At 60.7% G+C, this 17,477-nt stretch carries 15 protein-coding genes and 1 tRNA gene; 3 read left to right on the top strand and 13 right to left on the bottom strand.

What is annotated here, in order from left to right; all coding sequences use genetic code 11:
- Positions 1 to 117: 117 nt before the first annotated feature.
- Entirely contained in the window at positions 118 to 876 is a 759-nt protein-coding gene (locus H7H48_RS04120; protein ID WP_229447521.1) for a GGDEF domain-containing protein, read from the top strand.
- Positions 877 to 900: 24 nt separating this feature from the next.
- Here H7H48_RS04120 and H7H48_RS04115 read toward each other — a convergent pair whose 3' ends face one another.
- From H7H48_RS04115 to betI, 7 genes are all read right to left on the bottom strand, one after another.
- Positions 901 to 1,455, bottom strand: a complete 555-nt coding sequence (locus H7H48_RS04115; RefSeq protein WP_229447520.1) for a hypothetical protein — start codon at positions 1,453 to 1,455, stop codon at positions 901 to 903.
- Positions 1,456 to 1,576: 121 nt separating this feature from the next.
- The gene (locus H7H48_RS04110; RefSeq protein ID WP_229447519.1) at positions 1,577 to 1,804 is read right to left on the bottom strand and encodes a hypothetical protein; all 228 of its coding nucleotides are present in this window, start codon (positions 1,802 to 1,804) and stop codon (positions 1,577 to 1,579) included.
- A 43-nt stretch (positions 1,805 to 1,847) separates the two neighbouring features.
- Positions 1,848 to 3,809 (bottom strand): TonB-dependent receptor domain-containing protein, encoded by a 1,962-nt coding sequence (locus tag H7H48_RS04105; protein ID WP_229447518.1) that lies wholly within the window; start codon positions 3,807 to 3,809, stop codon positions 1,848 to 1,850.
- 287 nt (positions 3,810 to 4,096) lie between these two features.
- Positions 4,097 to 4,173: transfer RNA gene (locus tag H7H48_RS04100), tRNA-Pro, on the bottom strand.
- Between the two features lie 57 nt (positions 4,174 to 4,230).
- A complete protein-coding gene (betB, locus tag H7H48_RS04095) occupies positions 4,231 to 5,694 on the bottom strand; it encodes a betaine-aldehyde dehydrogenase (protein ID WP_229447517.1) in 1,464 nt (487 codons plus the stop codon).
- A gap of 79 nt (positions 5,695 to 5,773) precedes the next feature.
- Complete coding sequence (gene betA, locus H7H48_RS04090) at positions 5,774 to 7,426, bottom strand: choline dehydrogenase (RefSeq protein WP_229447516.1); 1,653 nt, start codon at positions 7,424 to 7,426, stop codon at positions 5,774 to 5,776.
- Positions 7,419 to 8,021, bottom strand: a complete 603-nt coding sequence (betI, locus tag H7H48_RS04085) for a transcriptional regulator BetI (RefSeq protein ID WP_229447515.1) — start codon at positions 8,019 to 8,021, stop codon at positions 7,419 to 7,421. Before betI ends, betA begins: the two co-directional genes overlap by 8 nt.
- Before the next feature lie 227 nt (positions 8,022 to 8,248).
- Between betI and H7H48_RS04080 the strand changes: the two genes are divergently transcribed.
- Entirely contained in the window at positions 8,249 to 9,415 is a 1,167-nt protein-coding gene (locus tag H7H48_RS04080) for an acetyl-CoA acetyltransferase (protein WP_229447514.1), read from the top strand.
- Here H7H48_RS04080 and H7H48_RS04075 read toward each other — a convergent pair.
- Entirely contained in the window at positions 9,408 to 10,187 is a 780-nt protein-coding gene (locus H7H48_RS04075) for a DUF3750 domain-containing protein (RefSeq protein WP_229447513.1), read from the bottom strand. The genes H7H48_RS04080 and H7H48_RS04075 overlap by 8 nt on opposite strands.
- A 62-nt stretch (positions 10,188 to 10,249) precedes the next feature.
- Between H7H48_RS04075 and H7H48_RS04070 the strand changes: the two genes are divergently transcribed.
- Entirely contained in the window at positions 10,250 to 11,254 is a 1,005-nt protein-coding gene (locus tag H7H48_RS04070) for an asparaginase (RefSeq protein WP_229447512.1), read from the top strand.
- Positions 11,255 to 11,634: 380 nt separating this feature from the next.
- On the opposite strand, the gene H7H48_RS04065 is transcribed toward H7H48_RS04070, so the two are convergent.
- The 5 genes from H7H48_RS04065 to H7H48_RS04045 all read right to left on the bottom strand — a co-directional run bounded on the left by H7H48_RS04065 (position 11,635) and on the right by H7H48_RS04045 (position 17,314).
- Entirely contained in the window at positions 11,635 to 13,002 is a 1,368-nt protein-coding gene (locus H7H48_RS04065; protein WP_229447511.1) for a TIGR03808 family TAT-translocated repetitive protein, read from the bottom strand.
- Between the two features lie 64 nt (positions 13,003 to 13,066).
- The gene (locus tag H7H48_RS04060; protein WP_229447510.1) at positions 13,067 to 13,453 is read right to left on the bottom strand and encodes a type II toxin-antitoxin system death-on-curing family toxin; all 387 of its coding nucleotides are present in this window, start codon (positions 13,451 to 13,453) and stop codon (positions 13,067 to 13,069) included.
- On the bottom strand, positions 13,450 to 13,680 hold the full coding sequence (locus tag H7H48_RS04055; protein ID WP_229447509.1) for an AbrB/MazE/SpoVT family DNA-binding domain-containing protein: 231 nt from the start codon (positions 13,678 to 13,680) through the stop codon (positions 13,450 to 13,452). Before H7H48_RS04055 ends, H7H48_RS04060 begins: the two co-directional genes overlap by 4 nt.
- 65 nt (positions 13,681 to 13,745) lie before the next feature.
- Positions 13,746 to 15,872, bottom strand: a complete 2,127-nt coding sequence (scpA, locus tag H7H48_RS04050; protein ID WP_229447508.1) for a methylmalonyl-CoA mutase — start codon at positions 15,870 to 15,872, stop codon at positions 13,746 to 13,748.
- Positions 15,869 to 17,314, bottom strand: a complete 1,446-nt coding sequence (locus H7H48_RS04045; RefSeq protein WP_229447507.1) for a methylmalonyl-CoA mutase family protein — start codon at positions 17,312 to 17,314, stop codon at positions 15,869 to 15,871. Before H7H48_RS04045 ends, scpA begins: the two co-directional genes overlap by 4 nt.
- Positions 17,315 to 17,477 lie beyond the last annotated feature (163 nt).

Genomic DNA, 17,477 nt, shown 5'->3' with positions numbered 1-17,477 from the left:
CCCGACATGCGGGTTCGTTTTCAGAAAAGGGGCTCGGCGGAAGGAAGGACCTTCCGTAAGGTAACATCCTCTTTACGAGATCGGATTAATCCTATGCCGGCAAAATGGGGCGGTGGGATGAGTTGGTTTCAGGCGGTATTTGACGGGTTTTATAAACTGCGGATCTGGCAGCAGGCCTGCTTTGTCACGCTGTTTTCCGTTGTGGCGGCTGAAGCGCTGACCTTTGTTTTCTACTCTATCTTCTTTTCAGAGCGGCTTTTGCTGGATCTGATGCTGACTGCGCTCATCACTGTCGTGATCGCCTATCCCATCTCCTATGTCTTCCTGCGCAAGACAGCGATGGTTGCCGAACTGGCTGCGGAGCTCGACTTGGCCGCGACCACGGATTTCCTGACAGGTTTGCGCAACCGGCGGGATTTCATGCGGATTGCCGGTGAGACGATCAACTCGACAGCATCATCTGCCGGCGTTGTCCTGATCATCGATGTGGATCATTTCAAGCGCATCAACGACCGTTTCGGCCATGCAGAAGGGGACCGCGTTCTCGTGCTGATCGCGGAGGCCATCAGGCAAAGCGTGCGCACAAACGATGTCTGTGCCCGTATCGGCGGAGAAGAGTTTGCAGTCTTCATGCCGGGTGCGGATCTGCCGCTTGCACGCACGATCTGCGAACGCATCGCCATCACCTGCCGCCTGGTCGGTTGCGGTGCCAGCGTCGAGGGAATCTCGACCACCGTCAGCATCGGCGTTGCGGTTCATGGGCCCCTGCAGTCTCTCGACGAGGTCATCAGGGAAGCTGACACGATGCTCTACAAGGCAAAGCAGGGCGGACGCGACCGCTTCATGCACCATGCACCGCGTGACATTGTAGCGTAGCCTTGGCTGCATCCCGCCTTAAGGTCACTTGACCTCAATGTGAAACACCGACCAGACCCAGCTTCGTTCCTCCTCTTCCGGCGCTTTTCGGCCACCCGTGTCATAAACGAGCCATAAGGGGCCAAATCCACCGATCCCCAGCGGCTCTCCCTCTACCTTCATGGCAAGAACCCAGTCGCGCGAATCCATTTTTTCCGCGCTCATCTCCAGGCCAAAACCATCAAGAGCGTAGAGCGTGGTGGTTGCACCCGATGCACCGGCCGTGGCCAGTACATCTTTCAGGAGGGGGCCTTCCATCGCAAGGGGACCCGGCCAATCTTCAGTATCCGCGTTCACAGTAACGGTGTGCTGCGGCAGAGCTGCCAGCGTGTCCCAGTCGAACGTATAGGCTTTCTCAAAGGTCTTGTCGTGAAACTTGAGAAAACCGTCAAAGAAGGGATCGAATGCTTCGCGGTTTGTCTTCTCAATCTGACCCGTGACGGTGAGGATTGTGCCTTCGGCAAGCACCGGGGTGGCGGTGACGGCAAACATTGTCAAAGCAGTGAAAGCAGTGAATGACGAAATCAGCAGGCTGCGCATGGTTGCCTCCCTTTTCGATATCAGAATTGACCCAGACGGGAGATGTCAAGGGGAAGCGTCCATGGAAGCCGCATACCACCTCCGCCTGGCCGCGCCGAAATTGGACGACATGCCTTGAGAGCTATATGCCAGCACCTGGATTTCCAGGCCATTTACCAGCATCGATCGCGGCGTGAAGCGCTCGTGCCTTGGCCAGCCATTCTGCACGCACGGAGGGAGGTTGCAGCTTCCAGGTTCCGCTCTGCAGGGCATCAAACATGGTCTTTGCTGTAATTTCCACTTTGTCCATGATGTCAGAATTAGCGCCACGCCGCACGGCGGCAATGGCGCTAACGATGATTCCTGACATGCACCTTCAGCAGCCGCTCACCTGATGGATGGAGCAGCGAGGCTCAAAAGCGTCCGGTCAGGGAGAGCTTGAACGAGCGCCCCGGTTCCTGGAGTGGCGCAACATTCGCGAATTCCTGCCCATAGGTGGCGCGGCTGACATAGGCTGCGTCAAACAGGTTGTTCACCTCGCCACGCAGCGTCAGATGCGGCATGGCATCGGGAACATATTCCACGAAGGCATTGACGACTTCATAAGAAGGGAAGGGCGCGCCACGACCGCCGGTGTCGGGATTGTAGGTGTCCGTCTCCTCAAGAACGAAGCGGGCATTCGCTCCGACCGTCAAACCCCAGTCTGCAAACGTATGAGCGGCTTCGAGCGTGATGTTCTGCCCGATCGGCGTGGTAAGGTAGTTTCCCGTATAGGTATCTGCGGGGTTGCCGTCGATTTCTGTGTCGATATCGGCGTAGCCGATGCGCAGGAAGCCATCGTCCCAGCGGTATCCGGCACCGAGTTCATATCCCTGCGAACGCAGGTCGTGCTGAAGGTGCGGGCCGCCGCGATAGCTTGGAGCACGCGCATTGTCGATGTCGGTGCGGAAGATCTTGCCTTCCACCCAGAACCCTTCGTGTTCGGCCCGCAATCCGGCAAAGACATTGTTTGCGGTGACCGGGTCGATGCCTTGGGAATAATCCCAGGCGGGGTTGAGGATGAAGTTTTCAGCGAGCGGAATGCCGGCCCAGACACGCGAAATACCTGCGCTCGCCGTCAGGAAGGACGTGACATCGAACTCACCGGAGATGTTGCCCGAAAGTCCGGCGTTGTTGTCCTTGTAGCCATTCACGCCTTCAAAACGCTGGAAATCGGCACGCCCGCCGAACGACAAGCGCATACGCTCGGTCAGGTCGAGGCGGGCCTGCGAATAAACGCCGATATTGGCTGCTTTTTCTTCGCCTTGAAGGCCGCCCGAGGGATCGGAAAAGGTTTCGTAATCGAGGCTTGCGCTATCATTATAGAAGTCGATGCCGGCGACCACCGATCCCTTATCCAGTGCGAACCGGTTTTCGATCTTTCCGTTGAAACTGTCCGTGGTGCCGCGCGAGCGGGTGTCGGTCTCAGGAATATCCAGATCGGTGACGCTGTAGGCGAGCTGGATTTTCGGATCCCACCACCCCTCTGGCATCTCATTCGTATAGGTGAAAACGATGTTCTGACGGGTCAGATCGTACACACGGGTCGGGGGCACCGGGCGCCCGCCTGTTATGAGGCCGATATTGGCGCGGTAGGGGCGCACATTGTCGTCCTTCACGTGCTCATATGAGAGTTCGAAACGATGGCCGGTCGGCGCTTCATAGGCAAGCTTGCCCAGACCGCTTAAAAGTCCGGTCTCCGAGCCGAGGATCAGATTGCCATCGCCATCCGTGCGCAAACCGCCATCGGCGTATTTCAGAAAGCCCAGAGCCTCAAAACCCTGGGATTGACCATAGGCTGCGGCGCTGCCGGTGAAGATGTCGCCATTGCTGTCATATTCCCCCTTGAGAAATCCGCCGAACTGGCGCCCGGGGAGGAGCACATCCTGCACATCCATGGTTTCATAGGAAACCGCACCAGCCAGTGCGCCCGGACCGGCATCCGCAGGGGCGACACCCGGGTCGATGCTCACCGCCTTCAGAAGGGCAGGGTCGATAAGGGTCGTCGCGTTGTGATGGAAGATCTTGTTGTTCTGGCGGCTGCCGTCGATGGAGACCGACAGATTGGTCTCTTCAACACCCTGTACATAGAGTTTCTGTGAGACCGGCAACGAACTGCCGACCGAGATGGACGGTTCGGAGGCGAAGAGGTCCTGCAGGTCTGCGGGATTCAGGCGCTCGATATCTGCATCGGTCACATCAACCGTGTTGCTGGAATCTTCGGTTGTGTGAATGACAATCCGGTTTAACTGGGTGGTGTCGTCGTCCTGTGCGTTTGCGCTCAGGGAGAAGAGACTGGCGGACGCCGCCAGCAAGACAACAAAGTTACGATGCATGCCAAGCCCTCAAATTTCAACGGTATTCAAGGTGGCTTGACGTATTGCTCTGGCTTCCTTCAGAGGTGAAAAGACATATATGATAATAATTATCAAGTTTATGGAGGCGTTTTCGCCGGGATGGCTGCTGAGCGTGACAAATATGTCACCTTGTTGAAGTGGCGGCTTGCGACCCACGCGTTCCGCCACGCCGCCAGGGGCGGGCGACAGTTCCAACGGTAATACTGGGCTGAGAAATCTAGCCGCGCCGTGTGACCTGAAAGTCACTGAGATAGGCTCGGAAAAACTGGTCGGAGTGGCAGGATTTGAACCTGCGACCCCCTCGTCCCGAACGAGGTGCGCTACCAGGCTGCGCTACACTCCGTGACCAGACGGCGGGCTTATAGCTGCCGTCTTTCGACTGCGCAAGATCAAACCGTCATCAATATGGGCTTTCTACGTCTCCCATTTCCACATAGACGGATTTGACCTGTGAATAATGGGCAAGTGCCGCCATGGCATTTTCGCGCCCGAAGCCGGATTGCTTCACGCCGCCGAAGGGCAGCTCTACGGGTGTGAGATTGTAGGTGTTGATCCAGCAGGTGCCGGCCTTCAGCGCCCCGATCACACGGTGGGCGCGGGCCAGATCTCTCGTGAAGACGCCGGCTGCAAGGCCAAATGGCGTGTCATTGGCGCGCTCGATCACCTCGTCCTCGTCGTCGAACGTCAGGATGCTCATGACCGGACCGAAGATCTCCTCGCGGGCAATGCGCATCCGGTCTGTGACGTCGGTAAAGATGGTCGGTTCGACATAAAAACCGTCTTCAAGGCCCTGAAGCCGTGGCGTGCCACCGCCATGGTGCAGGGTTGCGCCGTCCTCGCGGCCGATCTCGATATAGCGCAGCACCTTGTCACACTGCGCCTTGCTGATGAGCGGGCCGAGATGGGTCTCGGGGTCAAGCGGATCGCCCAGGCGAATGGCGCTGGTGCGCTCGGTGAGGCGCAACAGGAAGCGCTCGTAGATGCTGCTCTGAACGAAAACGCGCGTGCCGTTGGAGCAGATCTGGCCCGTCGAATAGAAATTGCCGAGCATGGCACCGCCAATGGCGTTTTCCAGATCGGCATCGTCGAACACGATCAGGGGTGATTTGCCGCCGAGCTCCATCGTGGCCGGTTTCATCTCGCCGCCGGCAAGCGCCTGCACCTTTTTGCCGGTCTCAACCGAACCGGTGAGCGAGACCTTGGCGACCTCGGGATGGGCGACAAGAGAGGCACCGACATCGCCCAGCCCCTGCACCACATTGAAGAGGCCGTCGGGCAGGCCGGCCTCGGTGAAGATTTCGGCAAGCCTGAGAGCAGAAAGCGGGGTCACCTCGGACGGTTTGAACACCATGGCGTTGCCCATGGCGAGGGCGGGACCGGATTTCCAGCCGGCAATCTGGATCGGATAGTTCCACGCGCCGATGCCGACACAGACCCCAAGCGCCTCACGGCGCGTATAGCCGAAGGATCCGCCAAGCTCCACTTGCTCGCCATTGAAGGCTGCAACCGCGCCGCCGAAGAATTCGAGCGCCTCTGCAGCGGAAGGCGCGTCGGCGACAAGCGTTTCCTGCAGCGCCTTGCCGGTGTTCAGTGTTTCGAGCTTCGCCAGTTCCTCATTGTGCTCAAGCAGGAGGTCTGCCGCCCGGCGCAGGATGCGGCCGCGCTCCACCGGCTTCAGCTTTGCCCATGTGGGCTGGGCGGCGCGGGCTGCCTCCACGGCCAGTTCGACAATGTTGGGCGTTGCCGAATGGACGCGGGCGATGATCTCGCCGGTGGCGGGATAGACGACCTCTATCACCTCACCCTGTTCGTCTTCGACATAACGGCCATTGATGTAGTGCGATGCTTTTGGCTGCGCGCGCATGAATTCTCCAGCTTTCGGAACGGAACATCGTTTCATGGAAACGCGTTCCCGATCCATTCAATTTTTTCGCAAGAATGTTCTAGCGGTCGGCTTCCCGCCAGCGCGGGTTGATCCAAGGCTCCTGGTTGGACGGGCTGAGTGGCGTGCGACCGAGAATATGGTCAGCCGCCTTCTCGCCGACCATGATGGACGGGCCGTTGAGATTGCCGTTGGTGATGCGTGGGAAGATCGACGAATCCGCGACGCGCAGACCTTCCACGCCAATCACCCGGCATTCGGAATCCACCACGCTCATGGCGTCATCTGCCGATCCCATCCGGCAGGTGCCGCAGGGGTGATAAGCGCTTTCAGCGTGTTCGCGGATGAAGGCGTCCAGTTCCTCGTCGCTTTGAACAGTCTCGCCCGGCGCTATCTCGCGGCCACGATAGGGGGTGAAGGCATCCTGCAAAAATATCTCGCGGGTGAGGCGAATGCAGTGACGGAAATCGCGCCAGTCGTCCGGATGGGACATGTAGTTGAAGCGGATCTCCGGCTTCTCCCAGGCGTCGCCCGACCGAAGACGGATTGTGCCGCGCGACTTCGATCGCATCGGCCCGACATGGGCCTGAAAGCCATGGCACTTTGCCGCCGCCTTGCCGTCATAGCGGATGGCGACGGGCAGAAAATGGAACTGGATGTCGGGATAATCGACCCCGGCGGCTGAGCGCACGAAAGCACCGGCCTCAAAATGGTTGGAGGTGCCGAGGCCCGATTTCAGGAACAGCCACTGCGCGCCTATCAACCCTTTGGAAAGGAGATTGAGCTTTGAGTAGAGCGTGATCGGCTGAAGTGATTCCTGCTGGATATAGAGTTCCAGATGGTCCTGCAGATTGGAGCCGACACCGGGGCGATCCGCCACCACATCGATGCCATTCTCGCGCAGGTGCTTCGCCGGCCCGATGCCCGAAAGCATCAGAAGTTTTGGCGAATTGATCGAGGAGGCTGCGACGATGACCTCACGTCGCGCTTTAACGACCTGAATCCTTTTGTGAACTTCGATCTCGACGCCGATGGCGCGTTGATTCTCCATGACAATACGCCGGGCGAAGCCATTGACGAGACTCACATTCTTTCGCTTGAGCGCGGGCTTCAGATAGGCATTGGCGGTGGACCAGCGCCGCCCTTTGTGGATGGTCTGCTGGAGTGCTCCGAACCCTTCCTGCTTGGAGCCGTTGTAATCATCCGTGGTCTCGAAACCGGCCTGGCGCCCGGCCTCGATGAAGGCTGAAAAGAGCGGGTTGTCGCGCGCGCCCTTGCGGACATGGAGCGGGCCTTGCGTGCCGCGCCAGCCGGGCTCGCCATCAGCCATCGTTTCCATGCGCTTGAAATAGGGAAGGACGTCTGCGGAAGCCCAGCCGGTCGCGCCCTGATCGGCCCAGTGGTCGAAGTCGCGCGCATGTCCGCGCACAAAGACCATGCCGTTGATGGAGGAGGAGCCGCCGATCACCTTGCCGCGCGGTGTGGCGAGCACGCGGCCGCCCAGGTGCGGTTCGGGCTCGCTCTCAAAGCCCCAGTCATAGCGCGCCATGTTCATGGGGAAGGAGAGGGCGGCAGGCATCTGGATGAAGGGGCCGAAATCGCTGCCACCATATTCAATGACGATGACGGAGTTTTTGCCGTCTTCGGAAAGGCGGTAGGCGAGCGCGGCACCGGCAGAGCCGGACCCGATGATGACGAAATCGGCCTCATGCATGGGGCTGGCTCCCGCGGGAGGGGTGCGGGGCAAGGGCCATGTCGAGGTAGTCCTCGACAAGGGCGATGGCTGCGGCGGAATCCTCGACGCCTTCGCCGAGCGCGCGGCGCAGATAAAGCCCGTCGATGAGGGCGGCGAGGCCCCGCGCGATGTGGACAGCGCGCGCGCGCGGAAGGTGGGTAAGCCCGCTCATCAGGTCGCTGTGAAGGCGGTGAACATAAATGCGGAAGAGGCGGCCGAGTGCCGCGTCACGCCGCGCCTCCACGTAGAAGGCGAGCCACGCGGCGATGATTTCGGGGCGGAACTGGTCGGGCGAGAGGTTCACCGCAATGATCGCGCGAACTCTCTCCGGACCGGAAAGGGGTGCGATGGCCGGGCGGATCTCGTTGCCGAGTTGCGCAAGAATATGGCGCATCGTGGCGAACAGAAGGTCGTCCTTGCCGCCGAAATAATGATGGGCAAGGGCCGTCGAAACGCCGGCCCGGCCAGCGATGTCCGACATGGTGACGTTGAGCGCACCGCGCTCGCCGATGGCGCTGATGGCCGCATCAATGAGCGCACGGCGGCGTATGGGTTCCATTCCGATCTTGGGCATGGAGTTCATTTATTATTGATTGACTGATCAATCAAGGAAATTTGTCGGGCTTCATGGGGGAGAAGATCACGCTCCAGGGAGGCGGACTTGGATGGAACGTCAGACAGAGAACAGGGGCTTTGCAGAAAATAGTTCATGCTTGAACAAAGTCGACGGCGGATTTATGGTGCCGCTCACATGTTTGCTCTAATCTGCGGCACAGAATGCCGCGCTCCGGGAGAGACGAGATGACCGCATGCATTGTGGGCTGGGCCCATTCAAAATTCGGCAAGCTGACCGACGATACGCTTGAAGGGCTGATCGTTCAGGTGGCGCGCGAGGCGCTGGACCATGCCGGCATCGGGCCCGAGGATGTGGACGAGATTGTGCTCGGCCATTTCAACGCCGGTTTCTCACCGCAGGATTTTACCGCCAGCCTCGTGCTGCAGGCCGACGACCGGCTGCGTTTCAAGCCGGCGACACGGGTGGAAAACGCCTGTGCGACCGGCTCTGCCGCAGTTCGGCAAGGAGCCCGTTCCATCGCCGCGCGCGACGCCCGTATCGTGCTTGTGGTGGGCGCGGAGCAGATGACGAAAACACCTGGTCCGCAAATTGCAGAAAACCTGCTGAAAGCGTCCTATTTACCGGAAGATGGCGAGATTCCAGGCGGTTTTGCCGGCGTTTTCGGAAAAATCGCCGATGCCTATTTCCAGAAATATGGCGACCAGTCGGACGCGCTGGCGACACTCGCGGCCAAGAACCACAAAAACGGTGTCGAGAACCCGTTTGCGCAAATGCGCAAGGATCTGGGTTTCGACTTCTGCCGGCAGGAGAGCGAGCGCAACCCCTATGTGGCCGGCCCGCTGAAACGCACCGACTGTTCGCTGGTTTCGGATGGTGCGGCCGCGATCGTGTTGACGGATACGCAAACCGCACTTTCGATGCGCCGCGCGGTGGCGCTCAGGGCAAACGAGCATGTGCAGGACTTTCTGCCCATGTCGAAACGCGACATTCTGAAATTCGAGGGGTGTGAAGAAGCCTGGAAGCGCGCGCTCAAGAGCGCGCGTGTGACGCTGGACGATCTCTCCTTCGTGGAGACCCATGACTGCTTTACCATTGCCGAACTGATCGAATATGAGGCGATGGGGCTGGCAAAGCCGGGCGAGGGCGGAAAGGTCGCGCTCGAAGGCCAGACCGAGAAGAGCGGGCGGCTGCCCGTGAACCCCTCAGGCGGGTTGAAGGCCAAGGGGCATCCGATCGGCGCGACCGGCGTTTCCATGCACGCGCTAACGGCGATGCAGCTGACCGGCGAGGCCGGCGGCATCCAGATCCCCGACGCAAAGCTGGGCGGTATCTTCAACATGGGTGGCGCGGCGGTCGCCAACTATGTGTCGATCCTCGAGCGGATCAAGTAGCGGGCACAGCCTTCTCGCCGGCCGTCGCTGACGGCCACAGTTCGACGCGGCCAAAGCCCGGCACCTTGAGTGCCGGGCGGCGCAGATCGAGGCCTGCGACCAGCCCCAGAAAATGCAGCTCGAAACCGGAGCGCAGGCCGGCGGCGATGCCTGCAAGCCCGCCGAGCGAAATATGCACATCGCTCCAGTCTGGCGTGTGATCAAACGCGAAAAGGCCGGGACGGTAATCGCGCCCGACAGCGGTCGGTGGCAGGGAAGCGTCGAGATCCGGCACACTGCGCAGCACATGCGCGGTGAAGGAGTTGGAGTTCGGTCCAGGCCAGATCCCGTAGTCGCCACGCTGCGAGAAGGGATAGCTGGCGATGGCCGCTTCCACTTGCGGCATGAGGCGTTCGGCTTCCTCTCCTGTGATCGCGGCCACGACATAGGGCGTGTTGGAATACCAGCGCCCATCTGCCGGATAGGCGTTGCGGCGCACGGGGCTTCCCCAGCCGACCTTGTCATAGCGGTCATAGCTCGATGCATTTGCACGTTTGAGCACGAGCCAGCTATGGACGGACAGGGCGCCCTTCATGCCGCCGGTGCGCGCCGCCATGACATAGATCGCTGCCCTTGGGTCATCGGTTGCGTGTGGAAGAACGCCGCTCGCCGACCAGTCGGCGCTGCGCCACGAGCCCGGCCTGTCCTGTATGGCCCACCATGCCAGCGAGGCGAAGGCCGGCAGAATGAAGACAAGGGTGATAAACAGCAAAGTTCGCTTGAAAAATCGCATGAGGGCCAGTCTATTGCGGTCGGCTTGATTTGAAAGTGAATCCCGCAAATTACGGTGAAAACATGGGCAATCCGGTTCTGGTCGAAGTGCTGCGCGGTAACGTTGTCGAGAGCAGGCACCGTGGTGCCATAGCCGTGTTTGATGCGGATGGCGGAAAGGTGATGAGCCTTGGCGACGTCGATCGGCCCGTGTTTCCACGTTCTGCCGTAAAAGCCATTCAGGCGCTGCCTTTCGTGGAAAGCGGGGCGGCGGATGCGTTCGGCTTCGGCAATCGGGAAATCGCGCTTGCCTGCGCATCGCATTCAGGCGAGCCGGAGCATGCGGCGCTGGCGACCTCCATGCTTGAGCGGGCAGGGCTTGGAAGCGACGCGTTCGAATGCGGGGCGCATTGGTCATCAGAGCAACATGTACTGATCGCGCAGGCGCGCGATCTCGTGGAGCCGACGGCGGCGCACAACAATTGCTCGGGAAAGCATGCGGGTTTCCTGTGCACCTGCGTGCATCTCGGCCATGATCCGCAGGGCTATGTGGCGCTTGGACACCCGGCGCAGGACGCCGTGAAGGCGGCAATGGAGGCGATGACGGGGGCAGCGCACAAGAGCGATCTCTGCGGCACGGACGGCTGCTCCATTCCCACTTATGCCGTGCCGCTGAAGGCGCTGGCGCATGGGTTCGCACGCATGGCGACGGGGACCGGGTTCGCGCCCGAACGTGCGAAAGCCGCAAAGCGCATATTTGCCGCCTGCATGGCGGAACCGTTTTATGTGGCAGGCAGCGGGCGCGCCGATACGCTGATGATGGAAGCGGGCAAGGGGCGCATCTTCACCAAGACGGGTGCCGAAGGCGTGTTTTGTGCCGCAATTCCGGAAAAGGGTATCGGCATCGCGCTCAAATGCGATGACGGCACGACGCGTGCCGCAGAAGTGATGGTCGCCGAAGTGCTGGCGCAGCTTCTGGATGGTGATGCATTGGCCGAGACGCTGCGTGAGATGGCGCGACCCGTTCTGACCAATCGACGCGGGTTCGAGGTGGGGTCTTTGCGGCCTTCAGAAGCGTTGGTCGGTTAGGGCGTTTAGAGCGTACCCGGTGAAAACAGGACCCACGGTGAACGGCGTCGGCCCGCATTGATGTGGTGCGTGGTTCGACAAGCTCACCATGAGGGAAGGAATCGGTTTCACACCGTTGCGCCGCCGTTCCGCTAGCGCGCCGTGCGTCCTCTTGGACGCACAAAGGACGCTCAATCTTCTTGTTTTTCCGCATTTATGCGGACGTCAGGTGATTCCACCTGACTGCAAAATGCTCTAGCCTTTGTGGCAGCGACCACTTCCTTCATGTTGAACAAAGCCCTCCCTCATGGTGAGCCTGTCGAACCACGCACCGCCCTTGGCCACGCAATCATTGCGTGCCCTGCGCGGCGAAGAGGATCGCGGCAAACTTCCGCAATGTCCTAATCTGCCCGATTGCCTGCAAGCGTCAGGTGCGGGATGGTCTCGCTGCCGGAGCGCAGCAGATCGCCGGTTGCGGCATCGGCCCACCGATGGCCGACGACCGCGCCATTGGGCGTATCCTCGAAGACATTGCCGGAAATGACGGCTTTTCCCGAACCTTCGACGACGGAAACGATGATGCCGGTTTTCGCCTTGCGAATGACGTTGCCCGAAGCCGTGACGTTGCGCAGGAAGGGGCCCCAGCCCATGCGGATGCCCGCAAGCGGTGCGTTTTCGATGATGTTGCCGGTGACGGTGCTGTCGGCCTCCACATTGACGCCGATGCCGAAACCGGCCATGGGCGAGGGGTAGGGGCCATCTTCTGAAAGGTTGCGGATGATGTTGCCGGTGCAGGCGCAGAGCCGTCCACCCTTGTCGAAATTGGCCATGGAGATGCCGTGGGCAGCCCCATCCACGAGATTGCCCGAGATGACCGCACCCTGGAAGGCGAACTCCGCGTAAAGCGCGGTTTCAGCCGAGCGCAGGCAGGTGTTGCCGGATATCTGGAGATTGCTAGCGCTGTTGCCGCGTATGGCTGAGAAGGCGCAGTCGGCAATTTCATTTTCTGACACACGGAGATTGTCGGCGCGATAGGCGTTGATGCCGTTGCCATACTGGCCGGTGCCACCCCTGTCGGCGCGGATACGGCTGATGCGGTTTCCAGAAACACGGCTGCCATCCGCGCCTGGAGCGCTGCGGTGGATCAGAATGCCGCCATTGCCGCAATCGGAGACAGTGTTTTCGATGACATCAAGGCCGCTCGAATCGAGTGCGTAGAGTGCGTAGTCCGCAATGTCGGTGATGGCGCAGTTGCGGATTTTGCCCTGTGTGCGGCGGAGCGAGAGGCCATTGCCGCCGCTGTTGGCGAAGGTGCAGGCTTCGATGGAAAGGTGCAGTGTACCGTCAATGTCGAGCAGGCCGCCGCCTGAACCGGAAGGCGGCATGAGCCTGCCATCGAATGCGAGACCGGAGAGCGCGAGATGATTGCCCTCCCGCCCAGTTAGCAGCGACCCCAGATCATCCTGTTCCAGAAGGGTGGCGCCGGGAACACCGACAAGGCGAGCTTGGCGGGGCAGAACAAGACTAGAAAGATGATAACGACCCGGTGGCAGGAATATGGGAATGGATTCCGCGCTTGCGCGTTCAAGCAGGGCCTGGAGGGCAGAGGTCTGGTTTTGGGCTGCGTTGGGTGTGACGCCGAATTCGGCTGCGTTTGCGGCACCCGTTGCAGCGCGTCGCAGTGCGGCGTCAGCGAAGGCCGCACGCGGCATGGCAAGGCCGAGGACGGCAAACCCTGCAGTGGCTTTCAACAGGCGACGGCGGTTCATATTGGTACAACTCCGACTTGGTCTGCTGTTGCCCGCCGTTAAATGCAGGTTTCGTGCCGCAGGATCAGGTGTCTAGCGGGACGGTATGGTCGCGGAAAAAACGGGACGCACCCTCTTCGTCGATCTCGCCGGCGGCCACGAGAAGAACGAGTTGAATGACGTCTTCCTGCTCGGCTTCCATGCTGAGCCCGTTGAAGAAGAGAAAAAGGTCGGCCGCAGCGAGGCCGGTACGCTTGTTTCCGTCAACGAACGGATGGTTTTTCACGATACCAAACAGGTACGCTGCTGCGAGCGCGCACAGATCCGGTTCCTCATAGGCCTGTTTCTGCAGCGGGCGATGAAGCGCAGATTCCAGCGCGCCTTCATCCCGAACACCACTGGCACCGCCATGAAGGCGCAACTGCTCGACATGCAGCGCTTCGACGAAGTCACGTGAGTGAAACTCTGTCACTTGGCCAGAACGCGGTAAGCCGTTTCGTATTTCTTCATCCGCTCTCGAGCGATTTTCATCTTTCGCTCGAATTCTTCGGGATCATCCACGGGAGGACGAAGGCGCAGTTCCGTTCCGTCCTCGAGAAGGTTCAGCGTGTCGCCAGCGCGCAGATTGTAGCGCTCAAGCACCTCCTTCGGCAGGATGACACCTTCCGAATTGCCGATCTTGCGAATGGTCACGTTCATGGCTTTGGCTCCGTCTGTTATAACTTAAGGTATAACATGGCGCCGTCCATTTCAAGATCAGGGTGTCAGCCTGCTTTCAGGAGCCGGTCGAGCAGTTTTTCGGCGGCTTCGGGAATGACCGTTCCGGGCGGGAAGATTTCGGCAGCACCGGCCTCGCGCACGGCCTCGAAATCGTCGGGCGGGATGACGCCGCCGGCGACCAGGAGAATGTCGCCATGGCCGCGTTTTTCAAGCGCTTCCTTAAGTTCAGGAATAAGGGTCAGGTGACTGGCGGCAAGCGAGGAGGCGCCGACGATCTGCACGTCGTTGGCAATGGCAAGCTCGGCCACTTCCTCCGGTGTCTGGAACATGGCACCGACCGTGACCTCGAAACCGAGATCGCCAAAGGCGGTGGCGATGACCTTCTGGCCGCGATCGTGCCCGTCCTGACCGATCTTGGCGATCAGAATGCGCGGGGCGGCTCCGGTCTTCTTGCGGAATTTTTCCACCTTCTGCTGCGCCTGTTCAAAAGCGGTGAGGTCGCCCACCTCCTTGCGGTAGACGCCGGAAATGGTGCGGATCTCCGCGACATGCCGGCCAAAGGCCTTTTCGAGGGCGGAGGAGATTTCACCCACCGTCGCGTTGGCGCGGGCGGCGCGCACGGCGAATTCGAGAAGGTTTCCGTTCCCGGCGGCCGCATTGGTCAGAGCTTCCAGCGCGCTTTCGGTTTCAGCCACATCGCGTGTGCCCTTGAGCTGTTGCAGCTTGGCGAGCTGGCGGGCACGCACTTCGGCGTTGTCCACCTTGAGCACGTCCACCTTGGTGTCGCGCTCAGGCTGGAAGCGGTTGACGCCGACCACTGTCTGTTCGCCGGAATCGATGCGCGCCTGGGTACGGGCCGCGGCCTCCTCGATGCGCATTTTCGGCACGCCGTTTTCGATGGCTGCCGCCATGCCGCCGAGGCTTTCCACCTCTTCGATGTGCTTGAGCGCACGATGGGCGAGATCGTGGGTGAGGCGTTCGATGAAGTGGGAGCCGCCCCATGGGTCGATCATGCGGGTGGTGCCGGATTCAAGCTGCAGGACAAGCTGCGTGTTGCGGGCAATGCGCGCGGAATGGTCTGTCGGAAGCGCCAGCGCCTCATCGAAGGCGTTGGTGTGGAGCGACTGGGTGTGGCCCTGGGTGGCGGCCATGGCCTCGACCATAGTGCGCACGATGTTGTTGTAGGGGTCCTGCGCCGTCAGCGACCAGCCGGAGGTCTGGCAATGGGTGCGCAGGGAGAGCGAACGCTCCTTCTTCGGCGCAAAATTCTCCTGAAGAAGTGTCGCCCAGAGAAGGCGCGCGGCGCGCATCTTGGCCACTTCCATGAAGAAGTTCATGCCGATGGCCCAGAAGAAGGACAGGCGCGGCGCGAAACGGTCGATGTCGAGCCCGGCGGCAATGCCGGCACGGGCATATTCGATGCCGTCGGCGATTGTGTAGGCAAGCTCCAGATCCGCCGTCGCACCGGCTTCCTGCATGTGGTAGCCGGAGATGGATATGGAGTTGAATTTCGGCATGTTCTCCGCCGTATAGGAGAAAATGTCCGAAATGATCCGCATGGATGGTTTGGGCGGGTAGATATAGGTGTTGCGGACCATGAACTCCTTCAGAATGTCGTTCTGAATGGTGCCCGAAAGGTCTTTCTGAGCGACACCCTGTTCTTCCGCCGCGACGATATAGAGCGCCATGATGGGCAGGACTGCGCCATTCATGGTCATCGACACGCTCATTTTATCGAGCGGGATGCCGTCGAAGAGCTGGCGCATGTCGAGGATGGAATCGATGGCTACACCGGCCATGCCCACATCGCCGGCCACCCGCGGGTGGTCGCTGTCATAACCGCGGTGGGTGGCAAGGTCGAAGGCGACCGAGAGGCCTTTCTGCCCGGCTGCCAGATTGCGCCGGTAGAAGGCGTTGGATTCCTCCGCCGTTGAGAAGCCCGCATATTGGCGGATCGTCCAGGGACGGCGCGCATACATGGTGGGGTAGGGGCCGCGAATGAAGGGCGCGGCACCCGGATAGGTGTCAAGGAACCGCAGGCCCTTCACATCGTCCTGCGAATAGAAGGACTTTATCTCGATGCCCTCAGGCGTGGCCGTGGGCGGAGCCTGGGGCGGGAGAGGCGACGTTTCCGGATCCGACCAGCCGATGCTGGCAAAATCCGGAATCATGCGATGCCTCCTCCGGTTTCATCGAGACGCTGGGCCAGAAGCGGCTGACAGCGCACGGCTGCCGTTTCTCCCGAGAAGTCGGGCGATTGCGCATCCAGTGTCTTCACAGGACGCTCTTCGGCCGCTGGATAGATCGTGGTGCCGACAATGGGTTTCTTGCCGTCGTTAATGCGTTGTTCGCGGCGCTCGCGCATTTCCAAAACACGTTCCTGAATGTGGCCGTTCATCAGGCTGCGCAGCACGCCACCCTCGCTCTCGATGCGGCGGAACTCGTCCCAGGCTTTTTCGCAAAGGGCCGCAGTGAGCGTTTCCATGCCGCCGGCGCCGGCGGCGGGATCTATGATCAGGTCGAGATGGCTCTCGCCCGACAGGATGAGCTGCGTGTTGCGGGCAAGCCGCCTTGCATCTTCATCCGGCAGACCGTGAACGATGGTGTGCGGCAGGACGGACAGCGAATCGGCACCGCCGACGGCGGCAGCGAAGGCTGCGATGGTTGTGCGCAGCGTGTTGGTTTCCGGATCCTTCGCCGTCATCATCCGATAGGAGGTTTCGGCATGGATCGTCGCGAGCGAGGGTTCGATGGAGCAGGTCTCCTGAACCCGCGCCCACAGCCGGCGCAAGGCCCTGATCTTGGCAATCGACAGGAACTGGTCCTGATCGACGCAGAGCGAGAAGCCGATATGCGGCGCGGCATAGACCAGCGGCTGGCGGGCCTGTTCGAACATGCGCAGATGCGAAACGGCGGAAGCCAGCATGATGCCAAGCTCCTGCGCCTCGGAGGCGCCCGCATTGTGGAACACACGTCCATCGCCCTCAAGCAGGATGCCGGGCAGGTCCATGGCGAAGAAGCCTGCAAAGGACTGCGGCATGGACGCTTCCAGAGCCTCGATGGACATGCGCAGCTTGCCGGTGCCGGCGAAGGTGGCGGCTGGCGAAATGCCGAAGGACAGCGTCATGGCGGCCGGATTGATGCGGCGCTCGGTGAAGATCTGGGTCAGCCAATCGACGACGGCGCGGCTGCTGGGATTGGCATCCATGCGCAGGTAGAGCCCCTGCAGGTCGATGCCTTCGAGCGCTTTGGCGACCGCCTCGGGCGTAGCTGGAAGGCCATAGCCGAATGCGTTGGGTGCGCCTTCGAAAACAAGAGCGAGGCCTGTGGCGCCCTGAGCGATGTCTTCCTTTGCCTGACGGTTTGCACGCACCGGATCGGGATCGTCCATGCGCTGGACCGCTGCCCAACCGGACTTATCGCGCCCCCGGGCGAGTGGCTTGGCATCTTGCATGCGCTCATAAAGTGCGCGCATGGAAATGTTGTCATCCGTCTGCCAGGAAAGCGCCTCGGGACCGGCTTCACCTTTCAGGGACTCGATCACGAGATCGCGCCAGCGCTCCTGGTCGATCTGAGGAAATTTCACCTTTTTCAGGATCGCGCGATCCATCATGCCTCCCGCTCCGCCGTTGGCCCGGAAATCTGTCCGCACAGCCGGCATCAGACCTCAAGGGCAACCAACCTGTCATTGCCAGGGAAGTTTAGGACGCCATACGAGACGCCGCAATGCACAATAGGCCGAATAGCCGGCTAGCGTTGCAGGAAAGCCGCGCTTT

The organism is Nitratireductor sp. B36 (genome assembly GCF_020833685.1).
Lineage (GTDB): Bacteria > Pseudomonadota > Alphaproteobacteria > Rhizobiales > Rhizobiaceae > Nitratireductor.
Note: the sequence above shows the minus strand (reverse complement) of the source record. Positions and strands in the feature narration are given on the sequence as shown.